This is a genomic window from Natrinema halophilum, from assembly GCF_013402815.2.
GTDB lineage: Archaea > Halobacteriota > Halobacteria > Halobacteriales > Natrialbaceae > Natrinema > Natrinema halophilum.
In genome coordinates this window covers 4,031,999-4,058,688 of record NZ_CP058601.1, presented here as the reverse complement: position 1 = coordinate 4,058,688, position 26,690 = coordinate 4,031,999, and the positions used below count along the sequence as shown (strand labels likewise).

At 61.7% G+C, this 26,690-nt stretch carries 28 protein-coding genes; 13 read left to right on the top strand and 15 right to left on the bottom strand.

Features of this window, described 5'->3' with window-relative positions; genetic code table 11:
* Window positions 1-22: 22 nt before the first annotated feature.
* Genes rpl12p through HYG82_RS40255 form a run of 3 tightly spaced genes read right to left on the bottom strand, consistent with a single transcriptional unit; the run spans window position 23 to window position 2,063 of the window.
* Window positions 23-370 (bottom strand): 50S ribosomal protein P1, encoded by a 348-nt coding sequence (gene rpl12p, locus HYG82_RS40265; RefSeq protein ID WP_179263698.1) that lies wholly within the window; start codon window positions 368-370, stop codon window positions 23-25.
* 21 nt (window positions 371-391) lie between these two features.
* Complete coding sequence (locus HYG82_RS40260) at window positions 392-1,429, bottom strand: 50S ribosomal protein L10 (RefSeq protein WP_179263696.1); 1,038 nt, start codon at window positions 1,427-1,429, stop codon at window positions 392-394.
* Window position 1,430: 1 nt separating this feature from the next.
* Window positions 1,431-2,063 (bottom strand): 50S ribosomal protein L1, encoded by a 633-nt coding sequence (locus tag HYG82_RS40255; protein ID WP_179263694.1) that lies wholly within the window; start codon window positions 2,061-2,063, stop codon window positions 1,431-1,433.
* A gap of 297 nt (window positions 2,064-2,360) precedes the next feature.
* Here HYG82_RS40255 and HYG82_RS40250 point away from each other — a divergent pair, with 297 nt between their 5' ends.
* Window positions 2,361-2,945 carry a DUF8173 domain-containing protein gene (locus HYG82_RS40250; protein WP_235217762.1) on the top strand — a complete coding sequence of 195 codons (585 nt, stop codon included), beginning with the start codon at window positions 2,361-2,363 and terminating at the stop codon, window positions 2,943-2,945.
* 256 nt (window positions 2,946-3,201) lie between these two features.
* On the opposite strand, the gene HYG82_RS40245 is transcribed toward HYG82_RS40250, so the two are convergent.
* From HYG82_RS40245 to HYG82_RS40230, 4 genes are all read right to left on the bottom strand, one after another.
* Window positions 3,202-3,690, bottom strand: coding sequence for a 50S ribosomal protein L11 (locus HYG82_RS40245; RefSeq protein WP_179263692.1), 489 nt, complete (start codon window positions 3,688-3,690; stop codon window positions 3,202-3,204).
* A gap of 137 nt (window positions 3,691-3,827) precedes the next feature.
* The gene (gene cutA, locus HYG82_RS40240; protein ID WP_179263690.1) at window positions 3,828-4,130 is read right to left on the bottom strand and encodes a divalent-cation tolerance protein CutA; all 303 of its coding nucleotides are present in this window, start codon (window positions 4,128-4,130) and stop codon (window positions 3,828-3,830) included.
* A 78-nt stretch (window positions 4,131-4,208) separates the two neighbouring features.
* Window positions 4,209-4,400, bottom strand: a complete 192-nt coding sequence (locus tag HYG82_RS40235; RefSeq protein ID WP_179263688.1) for an HEWD family protein — start codon at window positions 4,398-4,400, stop codon at window positions 4,209-4,211.
* A gap of 191 nt (window positions 4,401-4,591) precedes the next feature.
* Window positions 4,592-6,103, bottom strand: a complete 1,512-nt coding sequence (locus HYG82_RS40230) for a phosphoenolpyruvate carboxykinase (ATP) (RefSeq protein ID WP_179263686.1) — start codon at window positions 6,101-6,103, stop codon at window positions 4,592-4,594.
* A gap of 287 nt (window positions 6,104-6,390) precedes the next feature.
* On the opposite strand from HYG82_RS40230, the gene HYG82_RS40225 reads away from it, so the two are divergent.
* Window positions 6,391-9,291 carry a disk-shape morphogenesis protein volactin gene (locus HYG82_RS40225; RefSeq protein WP_179263685.1) on the top strand — a complete coding sequence of 967 codons (2,901 nt, stop codon included), beginning with the start codon at window positions 6,391-6,393 and terminating at the stop codon, window positions 9,289-9,291.
* 107 nt (window positions 9,292-9,398) lie between these two features.
* Here the strand turns inward: HYG82_RS40225 and HYG82_RS40220 are convergent, their stop codons facing one another.
* A complete protein-coding gene (locus HYG82_RS40220; protein WP_179263683.1) occupies window positions 9,399-9,530 on the bottom strand; it encodes a rubrerythrin-like domain-containing protein in 132 nt (43 codons plus the stop codon).
* Window positions 9,531-9,711: 181 nt separating this feature from the next.
* Here HYG82_RS40220 and HYG82_RS40215 point away from each other — a divergent pair, with 181 nt between their 5' ends.
* Window positions 9,712-9,894 carry a DUF7501 family protein gene (locus tag HYG82_RS40215; protein ID WP_179263681.1) on the top strand — a complete coding sequence of 61 codons (183 nt, stop codon included), beginning with the start codon at window positions 9,712-9,714 and terminating at the stop codon, window positions 9,892-9,894.
* A 33-nt stretch (window positions 9,895-9,927) separates the two neighbouring features.
* Here the strand turns inward: HYG82_RS40215 and HYG82_RS40210 are convergent, their stop codons facing one another.
* Window positions 9,928-10,398, bottom strand: a complete 471-nt coding sequence (locus tag HYG82_RS40210) for a DUF7992 family protein (protein WP_179263679.1) — start codon at window positions 10,396-10,398, stop codon at window positions 9,928-9,930.
* A 402-nt stretch (window positions 10,399-10,800) separates the two neighbouring features.
* Between HYG82_RS40210 and HYG82_RS40205 the strand changes: the two genes are divergently transcribed.
* The 9 genes from HYG82_RS40205 (at window position 10,801) to purM (ending at window position 18,660) form a co-directional block, all read left to right on the top strand.
* Window positions 10,801-11,580, top strand: coding sequence for an HAD-IIA family hydrolase (locus HYG82_RS40205; protein WP_179263677.1), 780 nt, complete (start codon window positions 10,801-10,803; stop codon window positions 11,578-11,580).
* 108 nt (window positions 11,581-11,688) lie between these two features.
* Window positions 11,689-11,916 (top strand): glycine zipper 2TM domain-containing protein, encoded by a 228-nt coding sequence (locus tag HYG82_RS40200; protein WP_179263675.1) that lies wholly within the window; start codon window positions 11,689-11,691, stop codon window positions 11,914-11,916.
* Window positions 11,917-12,025: 109 nt separating this feature from the next.
* Window positions 12,026-13,795 carry a TraB/GumN family protein gene (locus HYG82_RS40195; protein ID WP_179263673.1) on the top strand — a complete coding sequence of 590 codons (1,770 nt, stop codon included), beginning with the start codon at window positions 12,026-12,028 and terminating at the stop codon, window positions 13,793-13,795.
* Window positions 13,795-14,418, top strand: coding sequence for a zinc metalloprotease (locus tag HYG82_RS40190; protein WP_179263671.1), 624 nt, complete (start codon window positions 13,795-13,797; stop codon window positions 14,416-14,418). Before HYG82_RS40195 ends, HYG82_RS40190 begins: the two co-directional genes overlap by 1 nt.
* 305 nt (window positions 14,419-14,723) lie before the next feature.
* Window positions 14,724-15,557: an ABC transporter permease gene (locus tag HYG82_RS40185; protein WP_179263669.1), complete on the top strand. Its 834-nt coding sequence runs from the start codon at window positions 14,724-14,726 to the stop codon at window positions 15,555-15,557.
* Window positions 15,558-15,559: 2 nt separating this feature from the next.
* Entirely contained in the window at window positions 15,560-16,579 is a 1,020-nt protein-coding gene (locus HYG82_RS40180; RefSeq protein WP_179263668.1) for an ABC transporter ATP-binding protein, read from the top strand.
* Complete coding sequence (locus HYG82_RS40175) at window positions 16,576-17,310, top strand: hypothetical protein (RefSeq protein ID WP_235217761.1); 735 nt, start codon at window positions 16,576-16,578, stop codon at window positions 17,308-17,310. Before HYG82_RS40180 ends, HYG82_RS40175 begins: the two co-directional genes overlap by 4 nt.
* Window positions 17,311-17,317: 7 nt before the next feature.
* Window positions 17,318-17,617, top strand: a complete 300-nt coding sequence (locus HYG82_RS40170; protein WP_179263666.1) for a winged helix-turn-helix domain-containing protein — start codon at window positions 17,318-17,320, stop codon at window positions 17,615-17,617.
* A gap of 53 nt (window positions 17,618-17,670) precedes the next feature.
* On the top strand, window positions 17,671-18,660 hold the full coding sequence (purM, locus tag HYG82_RS40165; RefSeq protein WP_179263664.1) for a phosphoribosylformylglycinamidine cyclo-ligase: 990 nt from the start codon (window positions 17,671-17,673) through the stop codon (window positions 18,658-18,660).
* 34 nt (window positions 18,661-18,694) lie between these two features.
* Here the strand turns inward: purM and HYG82_RS40160 are convergent, their stop codons facing one another.
* The 4 genes from HYG82_RS40160 to HYG82_RS40145 all read right to left on the bottom strand — a co-directional run bounded on the left by HYG82_RS40160 (window position 18,695) and on the right by HYG82_RS40145 (window position 23,400).
* The gene (locus tag HYG82_RS40160) at window positions 18,695-19,117 is read right to left on the bottom strand and encodes a thiol-disulfide oxidoreductase DCC family protein (RefSeq protein ID WP_179263662.1); all 423 of its coding nucleotides are present in this window, start codon (window positions 19,115-19,117) and stop codon (window positions 18,695-18,697) included.
* A gap of 3 nt (window positions 19,118-19,120) precedes the next feature.
* Window positions 19,121-20,800: a hypothetical protein gene (locus tag HYG82_RS40155; protein WP_179263660.1), complete on the bottom strand. Its 1,680-nt coding sequence runs from the start codon at window positions 20,798-20,800 to the stop codon at window positions 19,121-19,123.
* 383 nt (window positions 20,801-21,183) lie between these two features.
* Window positions 21,184-22,230 (bottom strand): phytoene/squalene synthase family protein, encoded by a 1,047-nt coding sequence (locus HYG82_RS40150; protein ID WP_179263658.1) that lies wholly within the window; start codon window positions 22,228-22,230, stop codon window positions 21,184-21,186.
* Between the two features lie 702 nt (window positions 22,231-22,932).
* The gene (locus tag HYG82_RS40145) at window positions 22,933-23,400 is read right to left on the bottom strand and encodes a cupin domain-containing protein (RefSeq protein WP_179263656.1); all 468 of its coding nucleotides are present in this window, start codon (window positions 23,398-23,400) and stop codon (window positions 22,933-22,935) included.
* A gap of 576 nt (window positions 23,401-23,976) precedes the next feature.
* Between HYG82_RS40145 and HYG82_RS40140 the strand changes: the two genes are divergently transcribed.
* Complete coding sequence (locus HYG82_RS40140) at window positions 23,977-25,122, top strand: acyl-CoA dehydrogenase (RefSeq protein ID WP_179263654.1); 1,146 nt, start codon at window positions 23,977-23,979, stop codon at window positions 25,120-25,122.
* Between the two features lie 153 nt (window positions 25,123-25,275).
* Here HYG82_RS40140 and HYG82_RS40135 read toward each other — a convergent pair whose 3' ends face one another.
* Complete coding sequence (locus HYG82_RS40135) at window positions 25,276-25,572, bottom strand: PadR family transcriptional regulator (protein WP_179263652.1); 297 nt, start codon at window positions 25,570-25,572, stop codon at window positions 25,276-25,278.
* Window positions 25,573-25,628: 56 nt separating this feature from the next.
* The gene (locus HYG82_RS40130) at window positions 25,629-26,555 is read right to left on the bottom strand and encodes a DUF3267 domain-containing protein (RefSeq protein ID WP_179263650.1); all 927 of its coding nucleotides are present in this window, start codon (window positions 26,553-26,555) and stop codon (window positions 25,629-25,631) included.
* Between the last annotated feature and the right edge of the window lie 135 nt (window positions 26,556-26,690).

Genomic DNA, 26,690 nt, shown 5'->3' with positions numbered 1-26,690 from the left:
AAACCGAATCGACGGAACGGAGTTATCCGAAGAGTTCGCCGAGACCCTCGCCGCTGGCCTCTTCGTCTTCCTCGTCGTCTTCGTCCGTCGTGTCCGGCACGTCGCTGGTCTCTTCGACTTCTTCCTCTTCCGCTTCGTCGCTTGCAGCCTCGCCACCTGCGCTAGCGCCTGCGGCGGCGCCACCAGCGGGGACTGCTGCGGCTTCCGAGACTGCCTCGTCGATGTCGACGTCCTCGAGTGCGGCGACGAGCGCCTTTACGCGAGACTCTTCGACGTCGACGCCGGCAGCGTCGAGTACGTTCGTCAGGTTTTCTTCGTTGATCTCTTCGTCCGATTCGTTCAGGATGAGTGCAGCGTATACGTATTCCATTGTAAGTTCCTCCGATAGTTATTAGCCGAACATTTCGCCGAGACCGGCCGCGCCATCGCCGTCGTCATCGTCGTCGTCCTCCTCTTCGTCTTCGTCGGTCGCAGCCTCGGTGTCTTCTTGTTCGTCCGTCGATTCCGCTTCGTCCGTCTCCGCCGGTTCGGCGGGCACCTCGATTTCCTGGAGCTCGTCAGGCAGCGCTTCGTCGTCGTCGATCTGGCCTGCGAGCGCACGCAACTGTGCGTCGGCCTTGCTGACGAGGTCGGGCATGAGGGCTTCGTCCTCGATTGCGGCCTGCAGACCGAGGCTCTTGGCCTCGCCCGTAGCCTTGGCGATGAGCGTCGAGGCCGTCGCCGCGGTCGGGAAACTCGCGTTGACCGCGAGGTTCCGTGCGCGGGCGGCCGCCGTCGAGACGTCGCTCTGGTACGCCTCGATGTCGATGTCGAGGTCTTCGGGATCGAACGCGACGCCGTCCGCGATGACGGCACGCAGGTCGAGACCGACCTCTTTCGGCTCGATACCCAGTTCACTGAGGACGTTCGATAGATCAGCCGACACTTCCTCGCCGGCCTCGAGGACCGTCGAGTCTTCCATGACCTGAATCGAGCCCTCTTCGATCCGGGCGTTCGCACCGATCTGCTGAAGTTCGCCGACGAACGGCCCCGGATCGACACCGGTATCCCCTTCGGGGATGACGATGTCGTTCGGCGCTACTTCGCCCTCGTTGATCGGGGCGGGCGTCTTCGAGGCCTCGAGTTCCTTGTAGAGTGAGAAGGGATTCTCGTTCGTTGCGACGAGACCCACCTGCCCTTCGACCTGATCGACGAGGCCGTCGAGTCCGGCGTCCTCCAGCGCCCGCGTCTGCAACGTGTTGCGGCTAACGCGCAACACGGCGGTACCGTGCAGTTCGCGGCGCATGTCCTGGAGTTGTTTGCTCGGAATGCCGGCAATGCCGACGACGCCGATGCTCTCGTAGTCCTCGATGAGGGACTCGAGTTCGTCGACCTCCTCACGTTTCCACTGCGGAAGATTCTCGGTTTTGCGTTCGGCCTGTGCGCTCATGTTAGGCCACCTCCACGGACGGCCCCATCGTCGTCTTTACGTAGACGGCATCGATGTTCTGGGGCCCCTTCTCGAGGTCGGCGTGCAGGCGTCGCAGAATAACGTCGATGTTATCGGCTATCTGCTCGGCATCCATGTCTTCGGCACCGACGAGGGTATGAAAGGTTCGTCGGTCGCCGGAGCGAAGCTGCACGGTGTTTTTCAGCCGGTTGACGGTTTCGACGACGTCGTCGTCGGGCGAGAGCGGGTCCGGCATCTTCCCACGGGGACCGAGAATGGTACCCAGGTACCGGGCGATGTCTTGCATCATCGCCTCTTCGGCGATGAAGAAGTCCGTCTCGTCGGCCATGTCTTTGGCGTCGTCGTCGTCCAGATCGGCCACGTCGTCTTCCGAGAGAACCTCGTCTGCCACCTCTTCGGCGCGGACTGCGGTCTCTCCCTCGGCGATGACGACGATGCGAGTCTCCTGGCCGGTTCCGGACGGCAGGACGATCGACTCGTCAACGCGGTTCGACGGTTCGTTAAGGTCTAAGTCGCGCAGATTAATCGCGAGGTCCACTGTCTCGGTAAAGTTCCGATTAGGGGAATCCTCGAGTGCGCGGGCTACTGCTGTTTCAATATCCGAATCTGCCATCGTTCACCTCCGTAGTACGCAGGACTGCTCCTACGGGTCAGTGAAACAGGCGATGCCTGTCTCCCTTGAACCAAGTGCCATGCCGAACTTAAACCCGTCGAACCGGCGCAGACCCATCTCACGACGACGGTCGGCACTTCGCTCCCGGAACGGAGTGGTCTCTGGTCGAAACGATCGGTACCGACCGACGTCGTATTCTCCGAGAGTCGTCCGATCCGCATTCCTGTTCGATGACCGGAAGTTCTATAATTCGTTATTGTGTATCACACACGTATGTGGCCAGTAGAAATATATACAATGATCGCTGTGCCGGCGTTCGATACGGCCGCCTCCATGGGGGGACACGGTGGCAGTCTCGAGGCGTATCGATCGCTCGAACCGCACCTCCGGGCAGGCGTTCAGTTTGCCGGGACGTTGTTCGTCGCGGTCGTCGTGCTCGGACTGCTCCAGAGTGATGCGACGCGCGCGGTAGCGAAATCCCGCCGCAGTCCCGTTATTTCTTTCAGCATTGGCCTTCCGAGTCTGCTCGTTGTCGCAGGTCTTGCGAGTACGGGGATTCTGATCGTAGACACGAGCGTCGGGAGCTTCTTTGCGATTCCACTGGTCATATTCGGTGTAACGGTTCTCCCTCCGGTGACGGCGATCGGATTCACAGCGATCGGCCAAACCCTCACCTCACGATTCCGCGTCGATCGCCTGTGGGCAGGTGTCTTCGTCGGCGCGTTTTTGAGCGGACTCGCCGGACTTGCGTTTCCGACGGCCGTCGTTTTCACTGGTCTTGCCGGCGCACTCGGAATCGGTGCAAGCGTTCGCGTCCTGTTTGATGGCGTCGGCGCGGCGCGGCCGGACGATCGAACGATCCCGCCTGCAAACAAGATTTGACGCGTCCGAGCCGCCCGTCGATTCAACCGGCAGGTGTACCTCGCTGAATCTCGTCGCTTCGCTTCTCGTGCGGCCGTAACCGATACTCGAGATCCGTTCCTCGGGTTCGGTACCGGCCGTCAGGCAACGTTATCTGAACCCGCCGGACGCGTCTTTCAGATCCTCCCCTCAGTTCGGCCGACGAGGAACGACTCGTCCCGTCCGACAAAATACGAAAGCAAGTAATGCTCCCGCTCGCGTGACGAGCGCGTGTGAATTACGCTTCTGCTTCGCCCGCGAGCACGTCGTCGTACTCGCCGCCGTCGACCAATTCTTTGAATTCTCGGGCGTCGTTGCCCTCGATCGTAACGCCCATCGAGGCGCAGGTGCCGACGACTTCCTTCGCAGCGTTTATCGTATCGTAGGCGAGCAAGTCGGGGTGTTTCTGTTCGGCGATTGTCTTGACCTGTTCGACGGAAAGATCGGCGACGAAGTCCGCCTGCGGTTCGCCGCTTCCGGTTTCGAAACCGGCCTCATCCTTGATGAGCGCCGCCGTCGGCGGGACACCGACGTCTATCTCGAAAGACCCGTCGTCCTCGTAATCGACGGTGACGGGAACTTCCGTTCCGTCGAAAGCTGCGGTTTGATCGTTGATCTCTTCTACGACAGCCTGCACGTCGACGGGCGTCGGTCCGAGCTCGGGACCGAGCGGCGGGCCAGGGTTGGCCTGGCCGCCCGGAACGAGCACTTCGATGGTTCCAGCCATACCCGTCACAACCCGTGCGCGAGTTTTAAGGGTTGCTTTTTCGCGCAGTCCTCGGCTGTGAACAGCTGACGTACCTCCGCCGATCCCGCGCTGTACTGCTCGACGTTCCCCGCCCGCTACTCATCGTCGGCGGCTCGTCATTCGACGCTTTCGGCTCGCCACTCGGCGAACGACTCGAGGACGTCCCGTTCGTCGAACCGCTCGAGACAGGGGACGTCGTACGGGTGGATTTCCGTCACACGTGCGACGACGTCGTCGTACGCATCGTCCGTGGTTTTGGCCAGCAAGATCACCTCCTCGTCGCGGTGAACGTCGCCCTCCCAGCGATACGTCGAGGTCGTGGATAGCCGGTTGACGCACGCGGCCAGTCGCTCCGCAACGAGCGTCTCGGCGATTTCGTCGGCGGCGTCGGGAGGGGCGGTGATGTATACGGTCGGCATAGCATCGACTACGGTAGAGGTGGGGAAAAGAACACCGTCACGTCCGGGGACCGACGCCGGGTTGTGAAGACGGCGTCGCTAGCTATCGGGGTTATCGACCGGATTGAACGTCCCGTTAATGTCCCACTCGTGAATGCAGTGGGGGTTGCCTACCTGTTTCACGCCGTCTTCGCGGGCGAGTTGCCACGCTTCGAGGTCTTCGTCCCATACTTCGGCTCGACCGCATTGCTCGCACAGTCTGGCGGTCGGTTTTCGTACCTGTGCGCTCATTACCCAATCATGGGAACTCGACACATATAACAGTATTCGTGTGCGGTGATCAGCGTCCAGTTCCGCTAGCTGTGGGATTCGACCCTCAATTCCGGCGATGGCGTTCCGTTTCCAATCTGCGTCGACGTCGTGGTTCGACGGTGGTGACGACCATCGTAACAGATCGAGTCGAACTACTGATGCAGGTTGGATCAGTAGACAGCAGCTTTGATCTGGTCGCGAAGGTCGTCGAACTGCGATAGGTACTCGCGTCGCTCAGTGCGCAGATCCGCGAGCGCCTCGTCGTAATCGTCGACGTAATCCGGAACGTAGTAGTCCTCGATATCGAGTCCGGGAACAGTCTCAGGGATCGTTAGGCCCATCCGATCGTCGTGGGTCCACTCGATGGTCCCGCGGGCCGCCTCAGTGAGGATAGTGACGGATTCGGTCACGCCGATATCCACGGCTTCCTCGCCGAGATAGCCCGTATTGATGACGTAGCAGTCGACGTCGAGGATGTCGATGAGCTCGTGGAAAATGTTTCCTTCTTCGCCTTCCGGGCCCACGATGAACGGGTTCGTGCCGACGACGCGGATCGACTCGCCGGCTCGAGTCGGGTCGCCCGCACTCGTCTCGATCGACTCGCCGAGCATGAAGGCGACCGCCGCCTGCTCCTCGTCGAGTTTGGCGACCGGCGGCATCAGCGGATTTCGAGTGATGAAGAAGACCTGATCCATCCGCCCGAGGTCGATCTCCTCGTCGGCGCTCTCGAGTTCGTCGCGCTGGACGATCGCCCGGGAGTTCGACGTGTATCGGTCTTCGTCGAAGTGGACGGTTCCATCGTCGTCGACGGCGACGTTCTCGAGGATCGCGGACTCGTCGGTCGCAGCTTCGTAGAGTTCCGGCTGCTCGTCTTCGCCGAGGCCGATTGTCTTGATGAACAGTCCCTTACCTTCGCTGCCAGCGACGGAGCCGTCCGGAAGGAGCCCACAGACGTCGTCCTGAAGCATGGCTGCGTCCTCCGGGTTCTCGAGCCAGCATCCGTGTGAGGTCAGGGTCGATTTGCCGGTCGCAGAGAGGCCCATGAACACCTGACCGACGGTCCGAACGTCGCCATCGTCAGTTCGGGCGTTGACGCGCTTGCTGCCCGCGTGGAGACCGAGTCCACCCTGTTGTTTGAGTCGATACATGAACAGTCGAAGAAACGACTTCTTCGCCTCGCCGGTGTAATCGGTGCCCAGTACGGCGGTGAAGCCGGTGTCCGGAAGGACTCGAATCGCGGTCTCGTCGTAGTCGGGCAACTGGACGGTGTAGAGATCGGGATCCTGTCCGTCAGCTAGCTCGAAGAGCGACGCCCACGCGTACGCGATCCGAGCGTGTTCGATCGGGACGAATAGCCGGCAACAGAACGTTGCATCCGGATGACGGCCCATGAGCCGATCGATACAAAGCAATTCGGTGCTGGCTGTGCGATCGGTGGCGTCCTCGACCAGATCGTAATCACGGTCGGTGAATTCGTCGTCGACGGTGTTTTTCGTCCGATCGGCGCTCCGAGAGCGGAACTCGCTGACGTACGACGCCGACCCGAACTCGGTCGTCGTCTCGTCGGGGGCGGCGAGTTCGCGCAATTCCTCGAGAGACGGATTGTAGCGGACGTGAGGTGCTGTCCGTGGATCGGGAAGCTGTCGGACCAGCGGATGGGTCTCCGTCCCGGTTTCAGACATATACCTAATCCACCATCATCCTGATAAATAAACGTGAGGATTCCTCTCTGCGTGTGCTATATACTACCCATTTGCTTGCCATCATATGGCGCCCATATCCTTTGAAGTGCGATTATCTCCGGGTTTCGATTTTCGTCGGATAGCTCGTGTGTTGCACCAGCACAAGTATTCAGATATGAGATAATTCTCATCGCGGGCGCGGATCTCGATCCGTGTGAACGGAGCTGATTTTCACATCTGGTACTTCGGGGGGAACTTCCAATAGGGTGCTTCGACTTGCCGTGTGCATGAACTACGGTCTCGACATCGGACCGGGGTCGATCCGGGCCGCCACCGATACGGGCGACGGTCGAGCGATTCAGTCGGCCCCGCCGATCGTTCAGCCGGCCGACGACGATGCGCTCGAGGAAACGGGGCTCTCCAGGGATGGCGCCATCGTTCGGGCGACCGGAACGACGTATGCTGTCGGGAATGCCGCTCAAGCAGTCGCCGATGCGGCCGGCGAGGACCCTCAGTTGCTGTTTGCGAACGGCCGTCTCGAGACGGCGGCGGACGCGCCCACGACGGCCGCGCTGGAAACGCTCGTCGACGAGCTACTGGGCGAGGCGACCGGCGGACGGCTCTGTTATACGACGCCCGGTTCGCTGGTCGACGTGACGGAGTCGGCCGACGCATACCGCGAGGCGATCGAGTCCGTCGTCGCACATCGCGGACTCGACGCGACGCCGATCAGCAAGGGCTTTGCTGTCGTCTACGATCAGTTCGGCGCCGACAACTACACGGGCCTCGGCGTCTGTCTCGAAGCGCAGACCACGAGCGTCACGCTCGCATACTACGGCGTCCCGGCGATGGCCGTCACGATCGGGAAGGGCCGCGAGTGGATCGTCGAACGAACGGCGGGTGAAACCGGCCACGCGGCGACACAGGTCGCCGGTGTACTCGAAGACTTCACGCTCGATCCCGATGCGCCGGCGGACGGGATCGAGAGCGGGATCGCAGAAGCGTACGATGACCTGATAGCCGACCTGATCGAAACGGTCCGGGACGAAGCCGACGAAAGCGACATCCAACAGGGACTGTCAGTTCCGCTCGCGATCGCCGGTGAAGGCGCGATTCAGGGGATCGAATTTCTCTTCGGCGGCCGGTTCGACTCGGCCAACCTCCCGTTTTCTATTCGGGGTGTCCGACTTGCAGACGCTCCCGAAGAAAGCGCCGCCAGAGGCGCTCTCGCTGCAGCCAGGGCCAACGTCGAGGCTGACAAGACGATCACCCGGCCCGACGGCGCGGACCAACGCGACGACGCAGACGGCGGTTCCAGCGGTCCCGAGAGTTCCACCGAGGACGTGGGTACTGAACTCACGTTCGACGATTCTGCAATCGACGATACAATAGCTGCTCAATCCGACACGGCGATCGAGCAACTGTTCGATCGACTCGCGACCCGTGACAGCGAGATACAGTCCGTCCGCGAGGACCTCGAGGATCTTTTTGCGGATCTCGAGTACGTCGAAGAGCGGATGGCCGCGGCCGACGACGTCGAGGGTCTCGACGACAGACTCGAAACCTTCGCCGACGAACTGGCCGACCTCGAGGCTGAGAGCGAAACTCATGCGAGCAACGAGGACGTCGAGATTCTCGACGACGACCTCGCAAACCTCTCGGACGCACTGGCGGAGTTAGAAGACGACGTCGACGAGGTCGACACTGCACTCGAGGCCGTCGAAACAGACGCCGCAGACGAACGAGCCATCCTCGAGGACCGTCTGGGCGACCTGGCTGGTGATCTCGAGGAGATCGATGCCCGAACTGAAACGCTCGACGACGACCTCGCAGCACTGTCGGCGGCGCTCGAGCAACTCGAAGCGGATGCCGCGGCCGAATCTGCACTCGAGGAGGTCGAGGAGACCGTCTCACGGCTAACGAACGATCTCGAGGAACTCGAAGCGACCGTCGATCGGACCGAGACCCGAGTCGAGGGGTTCGCGGGCCGACTCGAAGAACTAGCCACCCGTATCGACGACGTTTCAGGGCATCTCGAGGAGGAGTTCGAACGGTCCGACGAGCGAGCGGACGCCATCGAGGCGACGCTCGACGCCGTCGACGAAGAGCTAACTGCCGTCAACAAGACGCTGAGCGCTCGCGCCGAGTCGCTCGAGCAGCGTCTCGAAACGGCTCGAGACACGATCGAGGCGCTCGAAACTGCGGCCGTAAGTCGCGACCGAGTCGATGCAGTCGAAGACAATCTGTCCGACCTCGAAACGGCGGTCGAAGACATCGAACAGGCAATTGCTGGTGCGACAGAGCGACTCGACGACGTCGCCGCGCGGACGGCCAGCACGGAGACGGTCGACGAACTCGCCGACACCATCGGGACCGTCGAGTCGAACCTGGAAGCAATCGAATCGGATCTTCGCGTCCTCGAAGAGAGATTCGAGCAACGGATCGACGATGCAATTACCGATCTTGAGACGGAACGCTCCGAAGTAGTCGCCGGACTGGAAGCTGACCTCGACGAACTCGACGATGAGATCGTCATGGACGACGACCTGGAGGCGCTGCGTGAATCGGTCGCCGAAACCGACGAGATGATCGACGTGGTGACCGACGACATCGACGGGATCACGGCGGAACTCGAGGCGATCGAGCGGAAAGTCGACGAACTGGACGACGCCCCCAGCAGCGACGCCGTTGTGGCGCTCGAAAACGACGTTGCGAGACTCGAGGACGACGTCTCAGAAATCGCCAACCGCTTCGAATCGCTTCGCACGGAGTACGACGAACTCGACCGGGCCGCCGACAGCGGTCCCGACGAGTCGGCGGTTCAGGCGCTCGAAGAGGTACGGACGCTCGATGCTACCGTCGATGAACTCGACGAACGAGTAACGGCGGTCGTGGAGGGGCACACGAACCTCGAACAGCAGGTCGAAACGATCGACGGACGCCTCGGTGAACTCGAACAGCAGAATCCACCAGGCGAAGTGATCGAAGGAGTCCGAACCGAACTCGAGGTAATTAGAGCCGATGCGATGGCGTCACCATCGCTATCGTCGGCGATTATCGGCGGGGGCGGCGGTGCAGGCGTCGTCGCCGGCTGCATCGCTGCCCTTACGGGCGATGTGGCAGTCGGCGGCGGGGCGGCCGTCGTTGGATTCGTGTTGATCGGCGTCTCCCTTTTCCTCGATCGGTGACGCGAGCCTGGGGCCGGCTTCCCATCGAGACTACCGGGTCGAACCGTCCGAAAACAAATTACCAGTTCGTCACCACGTGAAACGTCGTGCCGACAGCACGTTCTCGATTAATCTTTGACCAATTCGACGTTGCGCATCTCACCCCCACACCGCCGGCAGGTGCTTATGAGCGCGTCGCCGGTCATCTCCCGCCGGCCACACTGCAGGCACTCGTACTCGCGTTGGGCCTCGAGTGTCATGTGTTCTCATTCCACTCGAACGGTAGTAACTCTTTCCGTTGTAAAAACGCTGCCGCCCCGAGCATGCTCGGCACGCACCGACTCTCCACCCGGAATAATATTGCCATTATATGGCAAATCAATTGTAATAGATCTTAACGGACGAGACTTATATGATAGTTCCTGATAGACTTCGATGACAATGGCCGCTAACACGACAACAGACTGGGTCGATCCGGTTACCTGCCCGTTTTGCGGAGACGAACTCGCATCGCCGGGTGCGGGCTTCATCGATCACATTCACGACAACGCCGACTGCGAGGATGGGTTCGATCAATGGCGGGAGAACATCGCCGGTGACCTCGCGGGCGAGTGGACCGGATAACGAGCAGTTGCACAGGACTCGTGGTAGCGATGATCAGTCGAAATCGGGCAGATCTTCCGGCGGTTCGTACGCTGCCTCCCAGTCGACGTACTCCTCTTTGAGAGTCACGGAGACGATCTGGCCGAACTCCGTGAGTTCCGCGTTGATGGCGGAAACCGTCCCCCAGGTGTCGAGTTCGGGGTGGTACTCCCTGGCTTGCCAGTCTTCCGGAATTCCGGGCGCGTGGTACCCGACGCGGTCAGCGAAATCGTCCCAGAAAAAATCGAACCCGGCAAAGAGATCCAGATCGCGGGCGATCCCGTACTCGCGTTCCTCGAGATCGGTGTCGACGCGCCACTCGTCGAACGCTTCCTCCCATGCTCCTTCCTCGAGAAACGCCTGTAGTTCTTCCCGACGGTAGTCGATTTCCTCGGTGGCGTCAGCGCTGATAGTGGCGTCCTCGTACTCGTTCGGATCGACGAACTCCAGTTCCGGCGGCTCGGGCGGTTCGACCTCGAGTGACATGGACGGTCGTACGGAAGGTCGGCGGATAAGAATTCCCACCTCGCGGCCAGCACCTGCTAGCGACGGTCGGTCGTTGCGCGGTGACCATGCAGCGACCACCGGCGGACGTCTCTCCAGCTGGTGCGATTTGACTGCTGCTTCCGGACGCCGTTGCTTCCAGGAGTATCCGGATTTCTCTCCCTCGGGCGTCGCAGCCCGCGCACCGGGATCGACCACGGCATCGCAGTCGGCGAGGTCCTGTGGTCCGCGGAGCATCGACAGATCGGGAATTCCAACGCCGAGCAGCATAATCGACCACACGACCGACACGAGGGTGGAGTTACCCGCGAGGAGAACGATGGCTCGCGGCGGGACAGTCGGCGATCCCAACACTCAATCGCCGGCCGACCGTACCGGTTTCCGATGACCGACTACGAGGCGGCGATCCTCGACGTCGACGGGACGATCGTCCGTGGCGAAACGGTGCTCCCCGGCGCGACCGACGGCCTGCGCGCGCTCGAGGCGGCGGGCTGTTCGCGCTTGTTATTCTCAAACAATCCGACGCGCGGAAGCGATCACTACGGCGAGAAACTCTCACCTCACGGGATCGACGTCGATCCGGCCGCTGTCCTCACGTCCGCAACCATTTCCGCCGAGTACCTCGCCGCGACTCACGACGGCGAGCAGGTTTTCCTTGTCGGCGGGGAGCGACTCGAGGTGATCCTCGAGGACGCGGCCGTCGAGATAACGGCCGACCCCGACGCGGCCGAGGTCGTCCTCGGATCGTTCGATTCGAACTTCTCGTTCGGAACGCTCTGGGAGGCCTTGCGAGCCCTCGAGGGAGACGTTCCCTTCTACGGCACCGATCCTGATGCGACGATCCCGGTCGACGACGGAGAGATCCCGGGCTCCGGCGCGATCCTCGCCGCGATGGCTGCCGTCGCCGACCGCGAGCCGGATGCAATACTCGGCAAGCCGTCCGCGATCGCAGCCACGGCCGCGATGGACAGGTTGGATACCGATTCCGAGAAAACCCTCGTCGTCGGCGACCGACTCGACACTGACATCGCGCTCGGTAACCGGGCCGGCATGGAAACGGCCCTCGTTCTCACCGGCGTCACCGATCGTGCGGCCCTCGCGTCGGCGGATACCGAGCCGGATCACGTTCTCGAATCGCTTGCCGCGGTCGACACGCTCCTCTGACCGAGCGGTGATCGTTCGTCCCGCCGTGTCGGCTACTCCATTGCATTCACCTCTCATCGCCTGCACTCGAGAGACATATTTATCCGCCACTGTCACGATGGACGACACATGAAAGAGCGAATCAAACCGGTGTTGCTCCGCGCCCGATACGCAGCGATCGGTGCCGCGGTCGGCGCGGCAATCGGGGGACTGTTCAGCCGAAACGCCGCGAGTACCGGGGGTGCGATCGGCGGACTGGTAGGTGCGACCGTCGCCGAAACTCGCGGAACGCTGGAAGGCGTCGTCGATGAAGTCAAAGACCGTGATCCACGGTCGCGGGATATCGACACCAAGTGACGAGCCGATAGATCGTACAGACCGGGCCGGAAATTCCCAACTCGCAGATACGGTCTCCTCCTTTCGCGGTCCGATACTGGTAAAAGTCACCGCCGATTTGGGAGCAGTAATGAGCGATGCAGGCGAGGCCGACGTGCCGGAGCCACCAGCACCACCTGACCGCGAGCGCGGTTCCGTTCAGGTTCTCGGGACGGCACACGTCTCGCAAGCGAGCGTCGACGAGGTTCGCAACACGATCGAACGAGAACAACCCGACGTCGTCGCCGTCGAACTCGACGAGGGACGCTACCGCCAGATGCAGGGCGGGACACCCGACGACATCGAAGCGGAAGACCTCCTTTCGGGCAACACCGTCTTCCAGTTTCTCGCCTACTGGATGCTGTCGTACGTTCAGTCGCGGCTTGGCGATCAGTTCGACATCGAACCCGGCGCCGACATGCGAGCAGGCATCGAAGCCGCCGAAGAAACCGGAAGCGGCGTCGCCCTGGTCGACCGAGACATCCAGGTGACGATACAACGGTTCTGGAGTCGACTTTCAGTCACCGAGAAACTAAAAATGATCGGGGGACTCGCACTGGGCATCACCGATCCCCGAACGATCGGGCTCACCTTCGGAGCAATCGGCGGGATGGTTTTCGGCCTCCTCGCTGCCGTGTTTCTCGCCCCGCTGCTCGGATTCGGCGATATCCTGTTGATCGGCGCCGTCGGTCCCACGGCGCTACAGTACGTCGGCGGCGGGGCGGTCGGTGCACTCGTCGGTGCGTTCGCCGGCCTCATCTTTCTACCCTCCCTCGAGTCTGCCGGACAGTACGCAGGCGGGGCCCTCTCTGGGTTCTCGATGCGCATTATCGCAGGCGTCCTCCTCGGCACCATCGGCGGCCTCACGCTGGTCGCAACCGAGACGTTCGTCGGACCGTTCTCGGCGATGACCGCTGAGAGTGCCGGCACCTACGCAGTTCGCGGAACGGCTGGGGTACTCGCTGGTCTCGGCGTCGGCGTCACCGTCGGTACCGTCCTCGGACTCGTCCTCGATACGCTCCATGGCGACGTCGAAGAAATCGACGAAATCGACATCGAGGAACTCACCGACGGCGACGTCGTTAGCGCCATGATGGAGGAATTCCGTCAATTCAGTCCGCATGGCGCGAACGCGCTGATCGACGAGCGCGACGCCTATATCGCCCACAACCTCCACGAACTCCGGGAACAGGGCTACGACGTCCTCGCCGTCGTCGGCGCCGGTCACAGAGCGGGCATCGAACGCCACCTCCAGAACCCGGCGGACATTCCGTCGCTCGAGTCGCTGACCGGAACTGCCTCGAGCAGCCGGTTTTCCCCGATGAAAATCGTCGGCTATCTGATCATGGTCGGCTTTCTGGCCTTCTTCTTCCTGTTGATCATGGCGGGGGTCAGGAACGCGTTCTTGCTGAAGCTATTCGTCGCCTGGTTCCTGTTCAACGGGATTTTCGCGTTCACGCTGGCACGGCTAGCCGGTGCGCGCTGGACCAGTGCGGGCGTCGGCGGTGCGGTGGCCTGGTTGACGAGTATCAATCCCCTGCTCGCACCCGGCTGGTTCGCCGGGTACGTCGAACTCAAGCACCGGCCGGTCAACGTCCGCGACATCCAGACGCTAAACGAAATCGTCGACGACACCGAACGGCCGATCGGGGAGGCCATTCAGGCGATGTTTGCAGTCCCCCTGTTCCGACTCATCATGATCGTCGCGCTTACGAACATCGGGAGCATGATCGCGACAGGGCTGTTCCCGTTCGTCGTCCTCCCGTGGCTTGCACCCGAGATCGGCGGCGTCGACGCCTTGATGGGAGAGCTCCTCCAGGGAGCACAGAATAGCCTCGAACTGTTTCGGGGGCTGCTCTGATGAGTCATCGTACCGATCGAACCACCAGTCCTGAACTGACGTTCAGCGACAGAGAACTGCGCGACCTTGCGGTTGCCTGGGTCATCCTCAGCGTCGCGTTCGCGCTGTTGTTCGTACCGATCCAATCCGGCGGCAGCATCGCTGATTTCATCAGATGGGTCGTGTTGAGTCTCTTTACCGTTGGAGTCGCGTTTCTCCTCCACGAAATAGCACACAAGGTGGTCGCGATCGAACACGGCCAGATCGCAGAGTTCCGGGCCGACTATCAGATGCTCTTTCTGGCGATCATGGGGGCGCTGGTGGGTTTCCTCTTCGCTGCGCCCGGTGCGGTCTACCATCGCGGCCGAGTGACCCAGCGGGAAAACGCCTTGATCGCACTCGCCGGGCCAGTAACGAATCTCCTCCTCGCGGTACTCTTTTTGCCGCTGGTCATCTTTCCAGAGCCGCTTCGAACGATCGGAAACATGGGCGTCTGGATCAACCTCTTTCTGGCCGCGTTCAACATGATCCCCTTCGGTCCGCTCGACGGGAAATCCGTCTTCGACTGGCACAAGGGTATCTTTGCGCTTATTTTCGTCCCCAGCGTGGTGCTGGCCGCGTTCGTTATGTTCGGCCCGTTCTGAAACGCTTGGGTACTCTGGACCCGTCGTTTTCATCGCCCCTTCGATCAGTAGTTGAGCCGTCGTATCTCGGACTGGCCTCGAGAATGAGGCCTAGTACTAAAACCTTTTGCTGCTTTGTTAGATAAAGTGATCTAAGCCACAAACAATTTGAATGAGTAGAGAGACGACTGGCATACGCAAGCTATGGTGGTCGGTGAAAGTCATCGCACGCCCCGCTCGCGAATTTGCGATCGGGGGGAAATCATTTCGACGACTACTATGCCTCAGCATCGTCGCAATCGACGGTACTCAAGGATGTGATACTCATGATCGAAACACCACCTCGAGCGGTCCCCTGGACAGGACAGGCGCGAACGTTCACACGACGTCAGTTGCAGCAACTCCGTCGGAACAAACTGATCATTTTCCTCGCGGTTGGCTGGCCGGTGTTGTGGTACTTCCTGACGATGACGGTGTTCATACAGGACCCGGATCCCGATCGGCTCGGATACGTCAAGGCAGCGAACGGGATCACGTACGGACTGTTCGGCGCGTTTACCGTCACCGTCGCGGTTTTCGCCGGGGAATTCGCCAGAGACCTCGAGAGCGACCGCTACCGGAAACTTCGGGCGATGCCGGTCTCGCCGACAGCGGATCTCGCTGGCCGGTTCACTGCCGGTACGGTCCTCGGCGCAGGTTCGTACGTCGTGACGATCCTCGCCGCAGCGGTACACGGCGGAACGTTCGAAATTGGAAACATCAGCCCGGCTTCGATCGCAATACTCGGGCTATCGTTTGTCCTGTTCTGTATTATTGCGATGGCGCTCGCGATGCTGCTGGCGCTGGTGATCCCCAAGCCCGAGCACATGACGACGATCGCGGTCGTCGTCGTTCTGATGGCATTTTACCTGACCGGGTTCAACGGAGTCTCGCCGGGAATGATCGCCGACGATCCGACGTTCGTCAACTACTTGCCGAATTCGCTGGCAACGCGCATGCAGATCGCCGCCTGGGCGGGTACCGAGAACGTCGCGTTTATGACGCCGCCGGAGGCCCCGACTTCGATCACGTACGTGGGGCTCCTGATCGGCTACGCCATCGGCCTCTGTGCCGTCGCGGTCGGCATCATGAAACGATTCGCGTACGGAGGTGCACCGTAACCATGGCTTCTGAACGATCGGTCGCGGAGACGGAGGAGCCGACGAGGACTGCGACGGAAAACCCGACAACGAACTCGGTGCTCGAGGTACGGGGTGTCGAAAAGGGATTCGGCGACGGACAGGTCCTCACGGGACTCGACCTGTCCGTCGAGAGGGGAGAACTCCTCACCCTGATGGGGCCGAACGGAGTCGGAAAATCGGTGCTACTGTCGTGTCTGGCCGGCAGCACTGAACCCGACGCCGGCGAGATCGGGTTGTTCGACGGTCGATCGCCGGCCGCGGCGCGACCCGACGTCAGCGTGGTACTTCAGGGGGACACGATCGATCCGGACCTTTCCGGGCGCGAGAACCTCCAGTTCTACGGCGACCTCCATCCTCGTGCGACCGACGATTGGCAGGCCCTCGTCGAGCGTCTCGAACTCGCGGCCGACATCGACCGGCCGGCCCGGGAGTACTCCGGAGGGATGAAACGCAAACTCGAGCTGGCGATCGCACTCAGCGTCGACGCCGACCTCTACCTGTTAGACGAACCGACCGCCGAACTGGATCTGGCGATGATTCAGGTCGTCCACGATCTCCTGCTCGAATATCGCGACGCCGGCGCGACGATCCTCGTTACGAGCCACGCGCCGCTCGACGCCCGAATCGCCGACCGAATCGCGTTCGTCCGGGACGGTCGGACCGTCGCAACGGACCGGCCGACGACGTTGCTCGATCGACTTCCGCCCGTCGCTCGAGTTCGCGGCGATGTCCCGCCCGAATCGCAGTTCCTGGGCGACAGAGTGTTCCAGCGAGGCGATGAAGTTCGCGGGTTCCTGTCGTCGGACGACGACCTCGAGTCGATCGAATCGGTCGTAGAGTCGAGCGACGATCGCGTGACCGTCGACCGAGACCCACCGTCGTACACTGACCTGTTCAACTACTACACGTACGTACAGCCGGCTCGAGGCGATTCGTCGAACGCTGCTTCGAGCGAGAGCAACCGGACGATCAGCGAGCGGGCCGAAGGAACGGAACGATGACGAGCAACGTCGACCGCGCGGACGATCTGTCCGAGAACGTCGACCGCGCGGACGATCCGTCCGAGAACGTCGACCGCGTGGACGATCCGTCCGAAATCGACGAGCCGGACGTCGAGGCATTACGCGAGGATCTCGAGCGGATCAAGTCTGCGATGGCGATCGAGGAACGGTATCCCGGCCAGCGACGGCTGTGGCTCGTCCACGGCGCGCTCGTCGGTATTGCCGGCATCACAACCAACATCGCGTTCGTCCGCCCGTGGCCGGAGTACGCCTACGTCCTCATCTGGCTGCTCGTGTTCGCACTGATCGGACTCACGCAGTGGCACACGGTCACCAGTGCCGATTCTGGTACCAGAAATCCCGATCCCGGGCCGAACTGGACGATCGTCTTCGGGACGCTCGCCGTCGGACTGTTCGTACTGACCGCGATCGTCAATCCCGTATTCGCCGACGTCGAGAACGTACTTCAGGGCGCGTACTTCTTCAGTCTCGCCTTTACCGTCCTCGGAATGGGCTATCTCCTCGCCGGGTCGATCCTGCGAGCCGCTCGGATTCGCGCACTCGACAGGTATCCGTTCTACGTCAACGGTGCATGGATCCTGACGTTCGCGCTCCTGATGCCGTACGTCGACTGGCTCCAGTATTACGGGTACGGGCTGTTCGGAACGCTTTTTTTCGTCCACGGCGCAGGGACGTACTACCTGTTGACGGTCCGCTCGACGACGAACTGATCCTCGCATGGAATTCGACAAACTCGTTCACCAGCCGATTCGGTTGCAGCTCTTTGCGTATCTCTATCGGCACGGCCAAACCACCTTCTCGGAACTTCGGGACGAGCTCGACGTCACTGACGGAAACCTCTCTGCGCACCTGCAGCGAATGGAGGACGCCGATGCTGTCGTCGTCGAGAAACGATTCGTCGACCGTCGGCCCCGGACGACCTACGAACTGTCCCCGAACGGACGCGAAACGTTCGAAGCCCACGTCGACACGCTCGAAACCCTGCTCGACCAACTCGAGAGAGACGGCTCCGAGTGACTCGCCACGGCGGGACCGGTGGCCTTTTGCTCGCGCCGAGAGGCCGTTCGAGTATGACCGAGACGGACGACGCAGACGAGGAGCGGCTCACGTACGCCGAGACCGGCGTCGACATCGAGGCCAGCGAGGACGCGACCGCGGCGCTCCTCGAGGCTTTCGGCAGCAACCTGCGAACCGAGTACGCCGGGCTACTAGACATCGGTGACCGGTATCTCGCGCTGGCGACCGACGGCGTCGGGACGAAACTCCTCGTCGCGGAGGCGATAGCCGACTTTTCGACGATCGGCATCGATTGCATCGCGATGAATGCCAACGACCTCGTCGCTGCGGGCGTCGAACCCGTCGCGTTCGTCGACTATCTCGCGGTCGACGACCCCGACGAGGAACTGACCAACGAGATCGGGGAAGGCCTCGCAGTCGGCCTGGAGCAGGCCGACCTCACCATGCTCGGCGGCGAGACGGCCGTCATGCCGGAGGTCGTAACGGGGTTCGATCTGGCGGGAACGTGCGTCGGACTCGCGGAAAAAGGCGACATCTTCGAGGGGGAGGCCCAGGTCGGTGACGTGCTCGTAGGTTTCCCCTCGAACGGGATCCACTCGAACGGACTGACTCTGGCCCGCGAGGCGGTGACCCGCGACCACGAGTACACCGACGAATTTCCGCTGGGTCCGGAACGGACGATCGGCGAAGAGCTGCTTCGGCCGACCCGGATCTATACGGATCTCCTCGAGCCGATGCGCGTTCACGGCGTCCACGCGGCAGCTCACGTGACGGGTGGCGGCTGGACGAACCTGCTCCGGATGGGTGACTACGAGTACGTGATCGACGAGCCGCTTCCGGCGCAGCCGATCTTCGAATTCGTACAGGATGCGGGGAACGTGACGGCCGACGAGATGCACCGGACGTTCAACATGGGGACCGGGTTCGTCGTCGCGCTTCCCGAAGACGGTGCGAAGGACCTAGCCGCCGACACCGACGGACGGATCATCGGCCACGTCACAGAGGGTAATTCGGTCGAGATACGCGGACTGTCGCTGTCGTGACCGCGAACCCTTCGTCGCTGCTGGGTTCGCTCGACTACTCGAGAAACCGGGCACCGACGTCGACGTTCTGCGGCGGCATGGCACACTGCTCTTTCTTTCCGAACCAGCGGTACCGTCGAGCGGCGACGAAGTCGTACGCTCTATCGCGGATCGCTCTCGGGACGTACCGGAACGGGCCCATCAGCGTGTACACTCCACCGAGGAGCCGAGCGATTCTGATGACGGCGTCCGACTTCACGTAATGGTCGTCGCCTTCGATCAGAACGATGGACTCGAGTTCGTCCGTCGGTAGTCCGTGTTCGGCCAGCAGTTCCGTGCCGACGTCTGACTGGAGTGATGCGAAGCGAAAGATGCCGTCCGTATCTCGCGGGAGGATGAACTGGACGAACCCGTTACAGAGGTTGCAGACGCCGTCGAAGAGGATAACCGGATTGTCGTCCACAGTGGCTTCGCTCATTGGTTAGCCGACAGTTGGGACCACCCGTAATTCAGCGTTCCGGTCGTTCGAACACGATCGCTCGACCACCTCGACCGTCTTCGGTGGCGGCGCTTCGCCCTCGAGCACGATCCGCTGTTCGGTGTAGGTGACGGTGACTGTTTCGACGGGTACATCGGTCTGAGAGCGCGCGCGTTCACACATATACGCTGCGAACCGCGTGGCACGTTCACCGGCGGGTTCCGAGTCGTCGAACGTCGAACTCGTGTATTTGCGCCACCGGAACGACGGAACCGATTCGGATGGGTCCGGCAGTCGATCGGCTGCGGAGTCCCCCTCTCGGAGGACGGCGAAGTCCTCCCCCTCGTCGACGTGAGCAGTGACCAGGTACCAGCCGTCGCTCGTACTCGGATCCGGAGCGAACATTCGCCACCGGTGATCACCCGGCTCCAACGCGTCGACCGGCTCCAACGCGTCGACCGGCTCCAACGAAGCCGCGGTTCCGAGCAATGCGACGCTCCACAGAATGACGACGGTCAGAACGGCGGTGAGGACGAGCGACCAGCATCGCCGCAGTCGCCCGCGGGTTGGATCCGAAAGCAAGGAACCGACTGGCTGCGGACGGGGCAGACGATCGACCCCGCCCCGACACGCCGCCTCGAACCGCTCGAGAAGGACCACTCGGTCGATCGTTCGGGTGGTAGCGCGTTCGACTGCGTCCCAGACCCGCGGCGGAAGAAACAGGATGAACGCGGCTGCTAGAACGGGCGGGAAGAGGCCGACGGCCATCGAGAGTGCCATCCCGGTAACCGCGATGAGGAACGCGGAGACGTACGCAGTCCGAAGCCGGCCGGTGAGCAAGAGCATGAACGGTGCGCCGGACACCAGCCCCGTCCAGACGTAGGTTCCGATCTCGAGGGCAATCGGGTAGTTCGCGATGACATCCCCGAGCAGGATGGTCAGGTGATCCTGTCTGAGCGCGTAGCGGAGCGCCTCGCCGTTGTGCCACGTCTCACCGACGGCCTTGAGAAGCGCATTATCGGCGAATACGACGACGATGGAGACGAGAATCGCCGCAGTCGCCGGCGTCGTGATCCTGGTTTCGCTTTCCGATTGAGTGCTGGGCCCGCTACGAGCCTCGGCTTCGGTTCGAGCGCTGGTCTTGGTTCGAGCGCTGGGACCCTCCTTTCGCTCGAGGTCCGCATTACCGTCAGCGTCGCACAACGCATCGATCCCCCAGCGCTCGCCCAGCGGTACGAATACGCCAAGAAGGACCAGTACACGGAGTAATCTGTCTGCGGCGTTCAGCGCGAACGGATTGCGAAACTGAACCGAGAGAAGCAGAAAAAGCGAGAGGATCGTTGCGGTTTTCGTTCGGTATCCGGCGAGCACCGCGACCGCGAGAATTGCCGCACAACCGAACAGGATGCCCTGTACCCACAACTCACCCGAGAGCGCGTGAATCGAGTATCTACCAACCGCAGACTGATCGAAAAGTAGTGTGCGTGGTAACACGCCGTCGTCGGTGTAGAACGCGACGACAGCCCGTGACCGGTGTGCGACATCGAACAGCAGAATAGACCCGAGAGCGATTCGGAAGGCCGCTAGCCCACGCCTGTCGATACCGAACCGTCGTTCGAGTGCGTCGCGAGCGCGGTCACGAACGGCCTCGACGCTTGTGAAAATCGAATCGGTAGTGGTCATGGGCGACGGTAGCAAGCCAGCGGTTCGTTCGGTTACGTCCGAAACCGACGGCGGTTTTCCTCAACTTATCAGGTATCAATTATACGTATTGTGTCTCGTACCGTGAACGCGTTCGACCGTGTGGTAACTGCGGGGAACACGACGGTGATGGGGCAACGGCACGGAATACGACAGAGACAGGCTCCCCCGTTCGGGCCGAGAGAGTAGTGGTTCGATCATCGGCCGGAGTACTACTCGGGTACTTCCGAATTCGAGTACCGTCCTCGTTGGACGGGCGCTCCGACGACCGTGGTGCCTCCTCGAGACGACCACGGCTCAGGTCAGTTCCCACTCGTCGTCGAAACCGTTTACAATCCGAACATCCCGCCATCTCACCGCGGCCGTCACTGGTGGAGCGGCTGCTTCGACATCTTTTTGCGAAGGTCGTCGAGACGCGATCGGGGGACGCCGTCTTCGAACTGTTGCAAGAGCGCGTACACTTCCGCGCGAGACACCTTGACGTCTCCCTCGCGAACGACGTCCTCCGGCCGTTCACGAAGCTCTCGGAGGGTTCCCACCGCGAGCAGGTAGGGAATCGCCCACGCAGAGAGCCGATTGCCGTGGTGTTCCGGGACGACCTCGAGGTAGCGCTGGGCGTCGTCGAGGTAGCGTTCGGCGCGTCCGGTAACCCGCTTGATGACGTTGGTAACGCCCCCGTGGTGGGCCTCGTCGGTGACAGATTCGACGTCGACGTCCTCTGCTGCGAGCCATTCGGCAGGGAGGTAGACGTTGTTTTCGTCGTGATAGTCCGACTCGACGTCTTTTGCGATATTGACTAACTGGAGCAAGAGCGCGAACGAACGCGCGTTCTGGCGCATCTCGTCGGCTCGCTCCTGGGACGTTCCGCGGGCGACCAAACCGGTGATCAGGGTGCCGACGGTGCCGGCGGCGTACCAGCAGTATTCCTCGAGTTCTTCGACGGTTTGAAGGCGAAGTCCGCCCTCAGTGGCGTACCGATCGGTAAACATCGCCATTCCGTCGACGAGTTCACGAACCGGTTCGCGCATGATCTCGCGTGGGTCTTCGTCGAGCGATTCGAAGGTTTGTACGACACGCGGTGTTTCGGCGACGACGTCCCAGTCGTCGGACCGTTCGTCGGGGATCCAGGGCTCGACGTCGTTCATGAACGCCGAGACGGAACCGTCCGCGGTCGGATCGAGCAGGCGGTCGTACTCCTCGAGCAGTTCGGTCTGGGTTTCCGGTGGGATGTGTCCCGCATCCTCGATCGTATCGGCTATTCTACACAGGAGATAGCCGAGACAGATGTGTCTCGCCATCGGCTCTTCAAGCCGATCGACCGTGATCGAAAAAGTCCGCGAAACGCCGTGAACCGCGTCGTAACACCACTCTAGATCGGCGTCAGTGGGGGGTTCGGGCTGGCCCGTGGTCATCTACTCGAGTTAGTTTGGTTACCATCCGGGAAAAACGCCGCGGTCGCGGCGTACTCTTCCGATCGGTGGCGGTCGTACACAGTCGATCTCGGACTCGTTCTGTTAATTGTACGTTCGAATATATAGATAATTGTGAGACGACGGCGAGGTAACGAGTTTGTGTGGCAGCGACTGCCAATCGCGGGTGGTACTATAGGAGTCGTTGAAACGATGTCCCCACCGCTTGCGCTACTGCGACCAGCGATAACTCACTGGCCGCGAATTCGCGAGCGGGGTATATAATGACGTTCAACGGCTACTATAGATCGATCCGAGCGCGAAACGACAGTGTCCAGGTTCGTCCACGATCCATACCGCAGCGCCTGACTTCGATCACGATCCGCGCTGCGGGTATCAGGTCGAAGGTCGCGAGGGCGATCATCACGGTACCGACCCGATCGCATCCTCGCCGCTGATGCGTGGGCCTCCTCGAGGTCCGGCAGCCTGCATCGATCGTCCACGTCGGTCTGGAACCCATCGTCACCGATTCGCAGGAGGACCGCAGTCATCTCCGCTACGTTGCGGATCGACGGCCCGAGTGACCGCAGCCCGAGTAACGGTCGCTCGCGATTAATGTCAGTAACGTGCCACCAACTACTCGCGTACAGGCACTACGAGCGCGTAACAGGAACGGACGACTCGGTACTCGGATCGACGTGCGATTCAGGAATGTCGTACCGTCTCCGCACCGCAATCCTCGCAAATGGCGACGAGCGCGTCACGGTCGGGGGTCGGTTCGATCCGAACGGACCGGCGTTCACCGCAGTCGGGACACGTCCGAAGGACGTCTATTTCGTCAGTTTCGGCTGGTGCACCGAGTGCGAGCGCGACGACTTGCTCGTCAGTTTCGTTGCGGCCGAGTTGCCATTCGCCGGGTGCAAATCGGATCGCTTCCCCTGCGCTGACGGCTACGTCACCGTCCTCCGTCTCGAACGTGGCCGTTCCCTCGAGCACGTAGAAGATTTCTTCCTGGTCGGCGTGTCGGTGATAGCCGAAGCCGAAGCTCTCGTCGGGATCGAGAACGTAATGATTCATCGCGAGGTGTTCGGCACCGAGTGCGTTAGATAGTGATCGTTTGCTCCGCGCCGGACTCATCCACTGATCGACATCGTCGACGCTGACTCGTTTCATAGAAGGAGGTCAAACCGAACGGGTTAATATACTGTTGGCCGCGGTCCGGTAACGGATCGATTCCGACACCGAACAGAGATGCGATTCCGCTTTCGTGTGCGAAGCCGGGGTAGACACCGCGAAAAGCCACGTTACGTGGCTTTTTGATGGGAATCGAACAGTGCGCAGTTCGGACACCACACGGATCCGTCGGTCCGTTCGATCTGTTTCCCCGTGCAGTTGGCACAGCGCTCTTCGGCATAGCGGACCATACAATATCCAACTGGGAGGTCGACCATCATGGGTATTTCGGAGACCACGAATTCTGTGCCGGCACCGTTTCGTGTCTGTTACAGAAACGGGAGAGACAGGGAGTAAAACACCCGGATATCGACCGGAGTGACGATATACACGCGATATCGCTCGGCTAACTTGCTTGGCTAACTCACATGTGAGCTCTCTGGGGAGGCTTATTGCAGTGCCGATTGGGAGACGATTGCTCTCTTCGAACGGACGCGCAGTCCGGTTACTCGAATGTATTAGCGATCGGATCGGCAAAGAAGAACTATAAAGAAGAGAAGACTCCAACCATCGACCATGGACTTTGCACTTTCGGCTGAGCAACAACAGATCCGAGACATGGTGTCGGAGTTCGTCGACGAGGAGGTCGTTCCCGTCGCCGACGAAATCGACCACGAAGACGAGTTCCCCCGGGACCTCGTGGACGATATGGCTGAACTGGGGCTGATGGGAATGCCGTTTCCCGAAGAATACGGCGGAGCCGGGCTGGACTATCATTCCTATGCGATCGGACTCGAGGAGATCGCCCGCGGGTCCGGCGGCCTCGGAACGGTCGTCGCCGCCCACACGTCGTTGGCAGGAAACATGCTCTACGAGTTCGGTGACGAGGACCAGAAGGAGGAGTACCTGACGCCGCTGGCCGCGGGCGAAGACGTGGGCGCGTTCGCGCTCTCGGAGGCGGGAGCAGGAAGCGACGTGCCCGCGATGGAAACCACTGCGGAACGAACCGGCGACGAGTACGTCATCAACGGTGGCAAACTCTGGATTTCGAACGGCTCGGTCGCCGACACGGTGACCCTCTTCGCGAAGACCGATCCCGATGCGGGGAACAAGGGGATCTCGTCGTTCGTCGTCAGACCAGAGGAGGACGACGGCTTCATCGTCGAAGGCACGGAGGAAAAACTCGGAGATAAGGGCTGTCCCACGGCGGAACTTCGGTTCGACGATCTTCGCATTCCCGAGAGCCGCCGACTCGGCGACGAGGGCGACGGCTTCGTCCACGCGCTGAAGACGCTCAACGGCGGCCGGATCACGATCGCGGCCCGCGGCGTCGGTATCGCCCGCGCGGCCTTCGAAGAGGCGCGCGACTACGCCACCGAGCGCGAGCAGTTCGGGCAGCCGATCGGCGAGTTCCAGTCGATCAAGCACAAACTGGCGGACATGGACACGAAAATCCAGGCGGCTCGAATGCTCATGCACAAAGCCGCCGATAAGAAGATCCGCGGCGAGGACTACATCAAAGACGCCTCCCAGGCGAAGCTCTACGCCTCGGAAGTAAGCCGCGAGGTCGCAAACGAGGGCATTCAGATCCACGGCGGCTACGGCTACACCAAGGATTTCGCCGCACAGCGGTTCTACCGCGACGCCAAGCTCAACGAGATCTACGAGGGCACGAGCGAAGTCCTGCGCAACACGATCGGCGACCAGTTGCTCGAGGGATAACGCACGAACCGCGATCGTGGAATCGAACGTCGATCACCGCCGCCCGAGGCGGCTGCTATTGTAGTCGTTGAACGTCACTGCACACCCAGCTCTCGAATTCGCGGTCAGCGAGTACTCGCTGACCGCAGCAGTGCGGGCGGTGGGGACATCGTTTCAACGACTACTATTGGCCTCGAGACAGGTCCGAACCCACGCGAAGTGCTCGCGCGTTCGTTGTTTGCCGGATTCAGTAAGCGCGTACACGTCGTGGAGCCCCGCGGTTCGTTTCTCGACGAAACCGGCGTCGACCAGCGCCGAGACCGAGCCGTAGAACGACTTCGGCTCGATCCGGTCCTCGTAGTGTGACTCGAGTTCGGATTTTAGCTGCTGGCCGCGTAGTTCTCCGTCCTCCGCGCCCGCGAGCAGGAAACAGATGTCTCGGCGGCGACCGCTTCGGAGCCACTTGGTCATGGGACGGTGTCGGCGGGGCACCCGTTCGAGCGTTACGGTTTCCGAGCGAGCCCTGCTTACTTTCGCATCCCGTCGTGTTCGCCCTCGAATCGACGGCGGACAATCGTGACCGACGTCCACGCCAGCCCGCCGAGGGCGGCCGCGGCGAGCAGCGGTCCGTCCCCGATCTCGAGGAGGGCACTGCCGTCGGCCCGACGGTCGTGGCGGAAAAAGAGCCAGCCGGCATCGGGATCGCCGAGAACGACGTCGCCAGAGCCGAACGCGAGCGAGAGCAATATGGCGACGAGCGCGTACGTCGCGATCAAAGCGAGGGTTCCGACGCTACCTGTAACGAACCGGGACAGGAGAACCGTGCCGGGAATGCGGGTCGTGGGACGATCCCTCGAGCCGTAAATGCCGAACCCGCGGTCACCATCGTCGAGAAGTCCTCCCACGCGGACGTCGGCAGGATACTGACAGAGGATAGCGGCCATCCAGAGGTCGCCGATCGAACCGGCCGCGTTCGCCGCCAGCGGAACGACGAGCAGCGGTGAAGGGACGATGACCATGATGGCAAAGCCGAGTGCCGTCAGACCGACGAACGGCGCTAGCAGAGCCACAAGTAGCTGATTTCGAGTGTACCTCCTGCCGTCGGTTTCGGCGTAGGCGTATGGCACCACGAAATGCGAAACTCCGACGCCGTACGACGGAGAGCCGCCATAGTACGCCATAACTGCACCGTGAAGCAGTTCGTGCGGAACGATAACACAGACGAGCAGCCCCAGCAAGACGGCCAGCCAGCCGAAGGTCGTGGGCGGCGACGACGCGGCGATCACGATCGGCTCGAGTGAAACGCCGCGAATCCAGGCGTAGACGTGCCCGAAGCAGTAGGCAAAGGCGAAAAATCCCACGGCCGAACCGACGACCCACTGGATGGCGACCACCCGGGTGAATCGAAATGACGCGAGCGGCGGGCTGGCCGGATCGAGATCCGAACGGCTCACGAGTGTACCTCGAAGGCGACCGAAAAGTCGGTGTCGATGTTCGACGTCGTCCTCGCCTGGGACCGTACGTCACGGGAGAACGGACGCGTTTCTGCCGCGAACGAGCCGATCGAGTCGCTGTTCGAAACCGACAGC

Excerpts from the sequence above, each read along its gene's own strand:
- HYG82_RS40220 (WP_179263683.1), bottom strand. The coding sequence starts at position 9,530 with ATGACACTCGAGGCCCAACGCGAGTACGAGTGCCTGCAGTGTGGCCGG.
- HYG82_RS40155 (WP_179263660.1), bottom strand. The coding sequence starts at position 20,800 with ATGACCACTACCGATTCGATTTTCACAAGCGTCGAGGCCGTTCGTGAC.
- HYG82_RS40195 (WP_179263673.1), top strand. The coding sequence starts at position 12,026 with ATGAGCGATGCAGGCGAGGCCGACGTGCCGGAGCCACCAGCACCACCT.
- HYG82_RS40225 (WP_179263685.1), top strand. The coding sequence starts at position 6,391 with ATGAACTACGGTCTCGACATCGGACCGGGGTCGATCCGGGCCGCCACC.
- HYG82_RS40260 (WP_179263696.1), bottom strand. The coding sequence starts at position 1,429 with ATGAGCGCACAGGCCGAACGCAAAACCGAGAATCTTCCGCAGTGGAAA.
- HYG82_RS40245 (WP_179263692.1), bottom strand. The coding sequence starts at position 3,690 with ATGGCTGGAACCATCGAAGTGCTCGTTCCGGGCGGCCAGGCCAACCCT.
- HYG82_RS40170 (WP_179263666.1), top strand. The coding sequence starts at position 17,318 with ATGGAATTCGACAAACTCGTTCACCAGCCGATTCGGTTGCAGCTCTTT.
- HYG82_RS40185 (WP_179263669.1), top strand. The coding sequence starts at position 14,724 with ATGATCGAAACACCACCTCGAGCGGTCCCCTGGACAGGACAGGCGCGA.
- HYG82_RS40150 (WP_179263658.1), bottom strand. The coding sequence starts at position 22,230 with ATGACCACGGGCCAGCCCGAACCCCCCACTGACGCCGATCTAGAGTGG.
- HYG82_RS40230 (WP_179263686.1), bottom strand. The coding sequence starts at position 6,103 with ATGTCTGAAACCGGGACGGAGACCCATCCGCTGGTCCGACAGCTTCCC.
- HYG82_RS40140 (WP_179263654.1), top strand. The coding sequence starts at position 23,977 with ATGGACTTTGCACTTTCGGCTGAGCAACAACAGATCCGAGACATGGTG.
- cutA (WP_179263690.1), bottom strand. The coding sequence starts at position 4,130 with ATGCCGACCGTATACATCACCGCCCCTCCCGACGCCGCCGACGAAATC.
- purM (WP_179263664.1), top strand. The coding sequence starts at position 17,671 with ATGACCGAGACGGACGACGCAGACGAGGAGCGGCTCACGTACGCCGAG.
- HYG82_RS40160 (WP_179263662.1), bottom strand. The coding sequence starts at position 19,117 with ATGAGCGAAGCCACTGTGGACGACAATCCGGTTATCCTCTTCGACGGC.
- HYG82_RS40175 (WP_235217761.1), top strand. The coding sequence starts at position 16,576 with ATGACGAGCAACGTCGACCGCGCGGACGATCTGTCCGAGAACGTCGAC.
- HYG82_RS40135 (WP_179263652.1), bottom strand. The coding sequence starts at position 25,572 with ATGACCAAGTGGCTCCGAAGCGGTCGCCGCCGAGACATCTGTTTCCTG.
- HYG82_RS40190 (WP_179263671.1), top strand. The coding sequence starts at position 13,795 with ATGAGTCATCGTACCGATCGAACCACCAGTCCTGAACTGACGTTCAGC.
- HYG82_RS40180 (WP_179263668.1), top strand. The coding sequence starts at position 15,560 with ATGGCTTCTGAACGATCGGTCGCGGAGACGGAGGAGCCGACGAGGACT.
- HYG82_RS40215 (WP_179263681.1), top strand. The coding sequence starts at position 9,712 with ATGGCCGCTAACACGACAACAGACTGGGTCGATCCGGTTACCTGCCCG.
- HYG82_RS40200 (WP_179263675.1), top strand. The coding sequence starts at position 11,689 with ATGAAAGAGCGAATCAAACCGGTGTTGCTCCGCGCCCGATACGCAGCG.
- HYG82_RS40250 (WP_235217762.1), top strand. The coding sequence starts at position 2,361 with ATGATCGCTGTGCCGGCGTTCGATACGGCCGCCTCCATGGGGGGACAC.
- HYG82_RS40210 (WP_179263679.1), bottom strand. The coding sequence starts at position 10,398 with ATGTCACTCGAGGTCGAACCGCCCGAGCCGCCGGAACTGGAGTTCGTC.
- rpl12p (WP_179263698.1), bottom strand. The coding sequence starts at position 370 with ATGGAATACGTATACGCTGCACTCATCCTGAACGAATCGGACGAAGAG.
- HYG82_RS40255 (WP_179263694.1), bottom strand. The coding sequence starts at position 2,063 with ATGGCAGATTCGGATATTGAAACAGCAGTAGCCCGCGCACTCGAGGAT.
- HYG82_RS40235 (WP_179263688.1), bottom strand. The coding sequence starts at position 4,400 with ATGAGCGCACAGGTACGAAAACCGACCGCCAGACTGTGCGAGCAATGC.
- HYG82_RS40205 (WP_179263677.1), top strand. The coding sequence starts at position 10,801 with ATGACCGACTACGAGGCGGCGATCCTCGACGTCGACGGGACGATCGTC.
- HYG82_RS40145 (WP_179263656.1), bottom strand. The coding sequence starts at position 23,400 with ATGAAACGAGTCAGCGTCGACGATGTCGATCAGTGGATGAGTCCGGCG.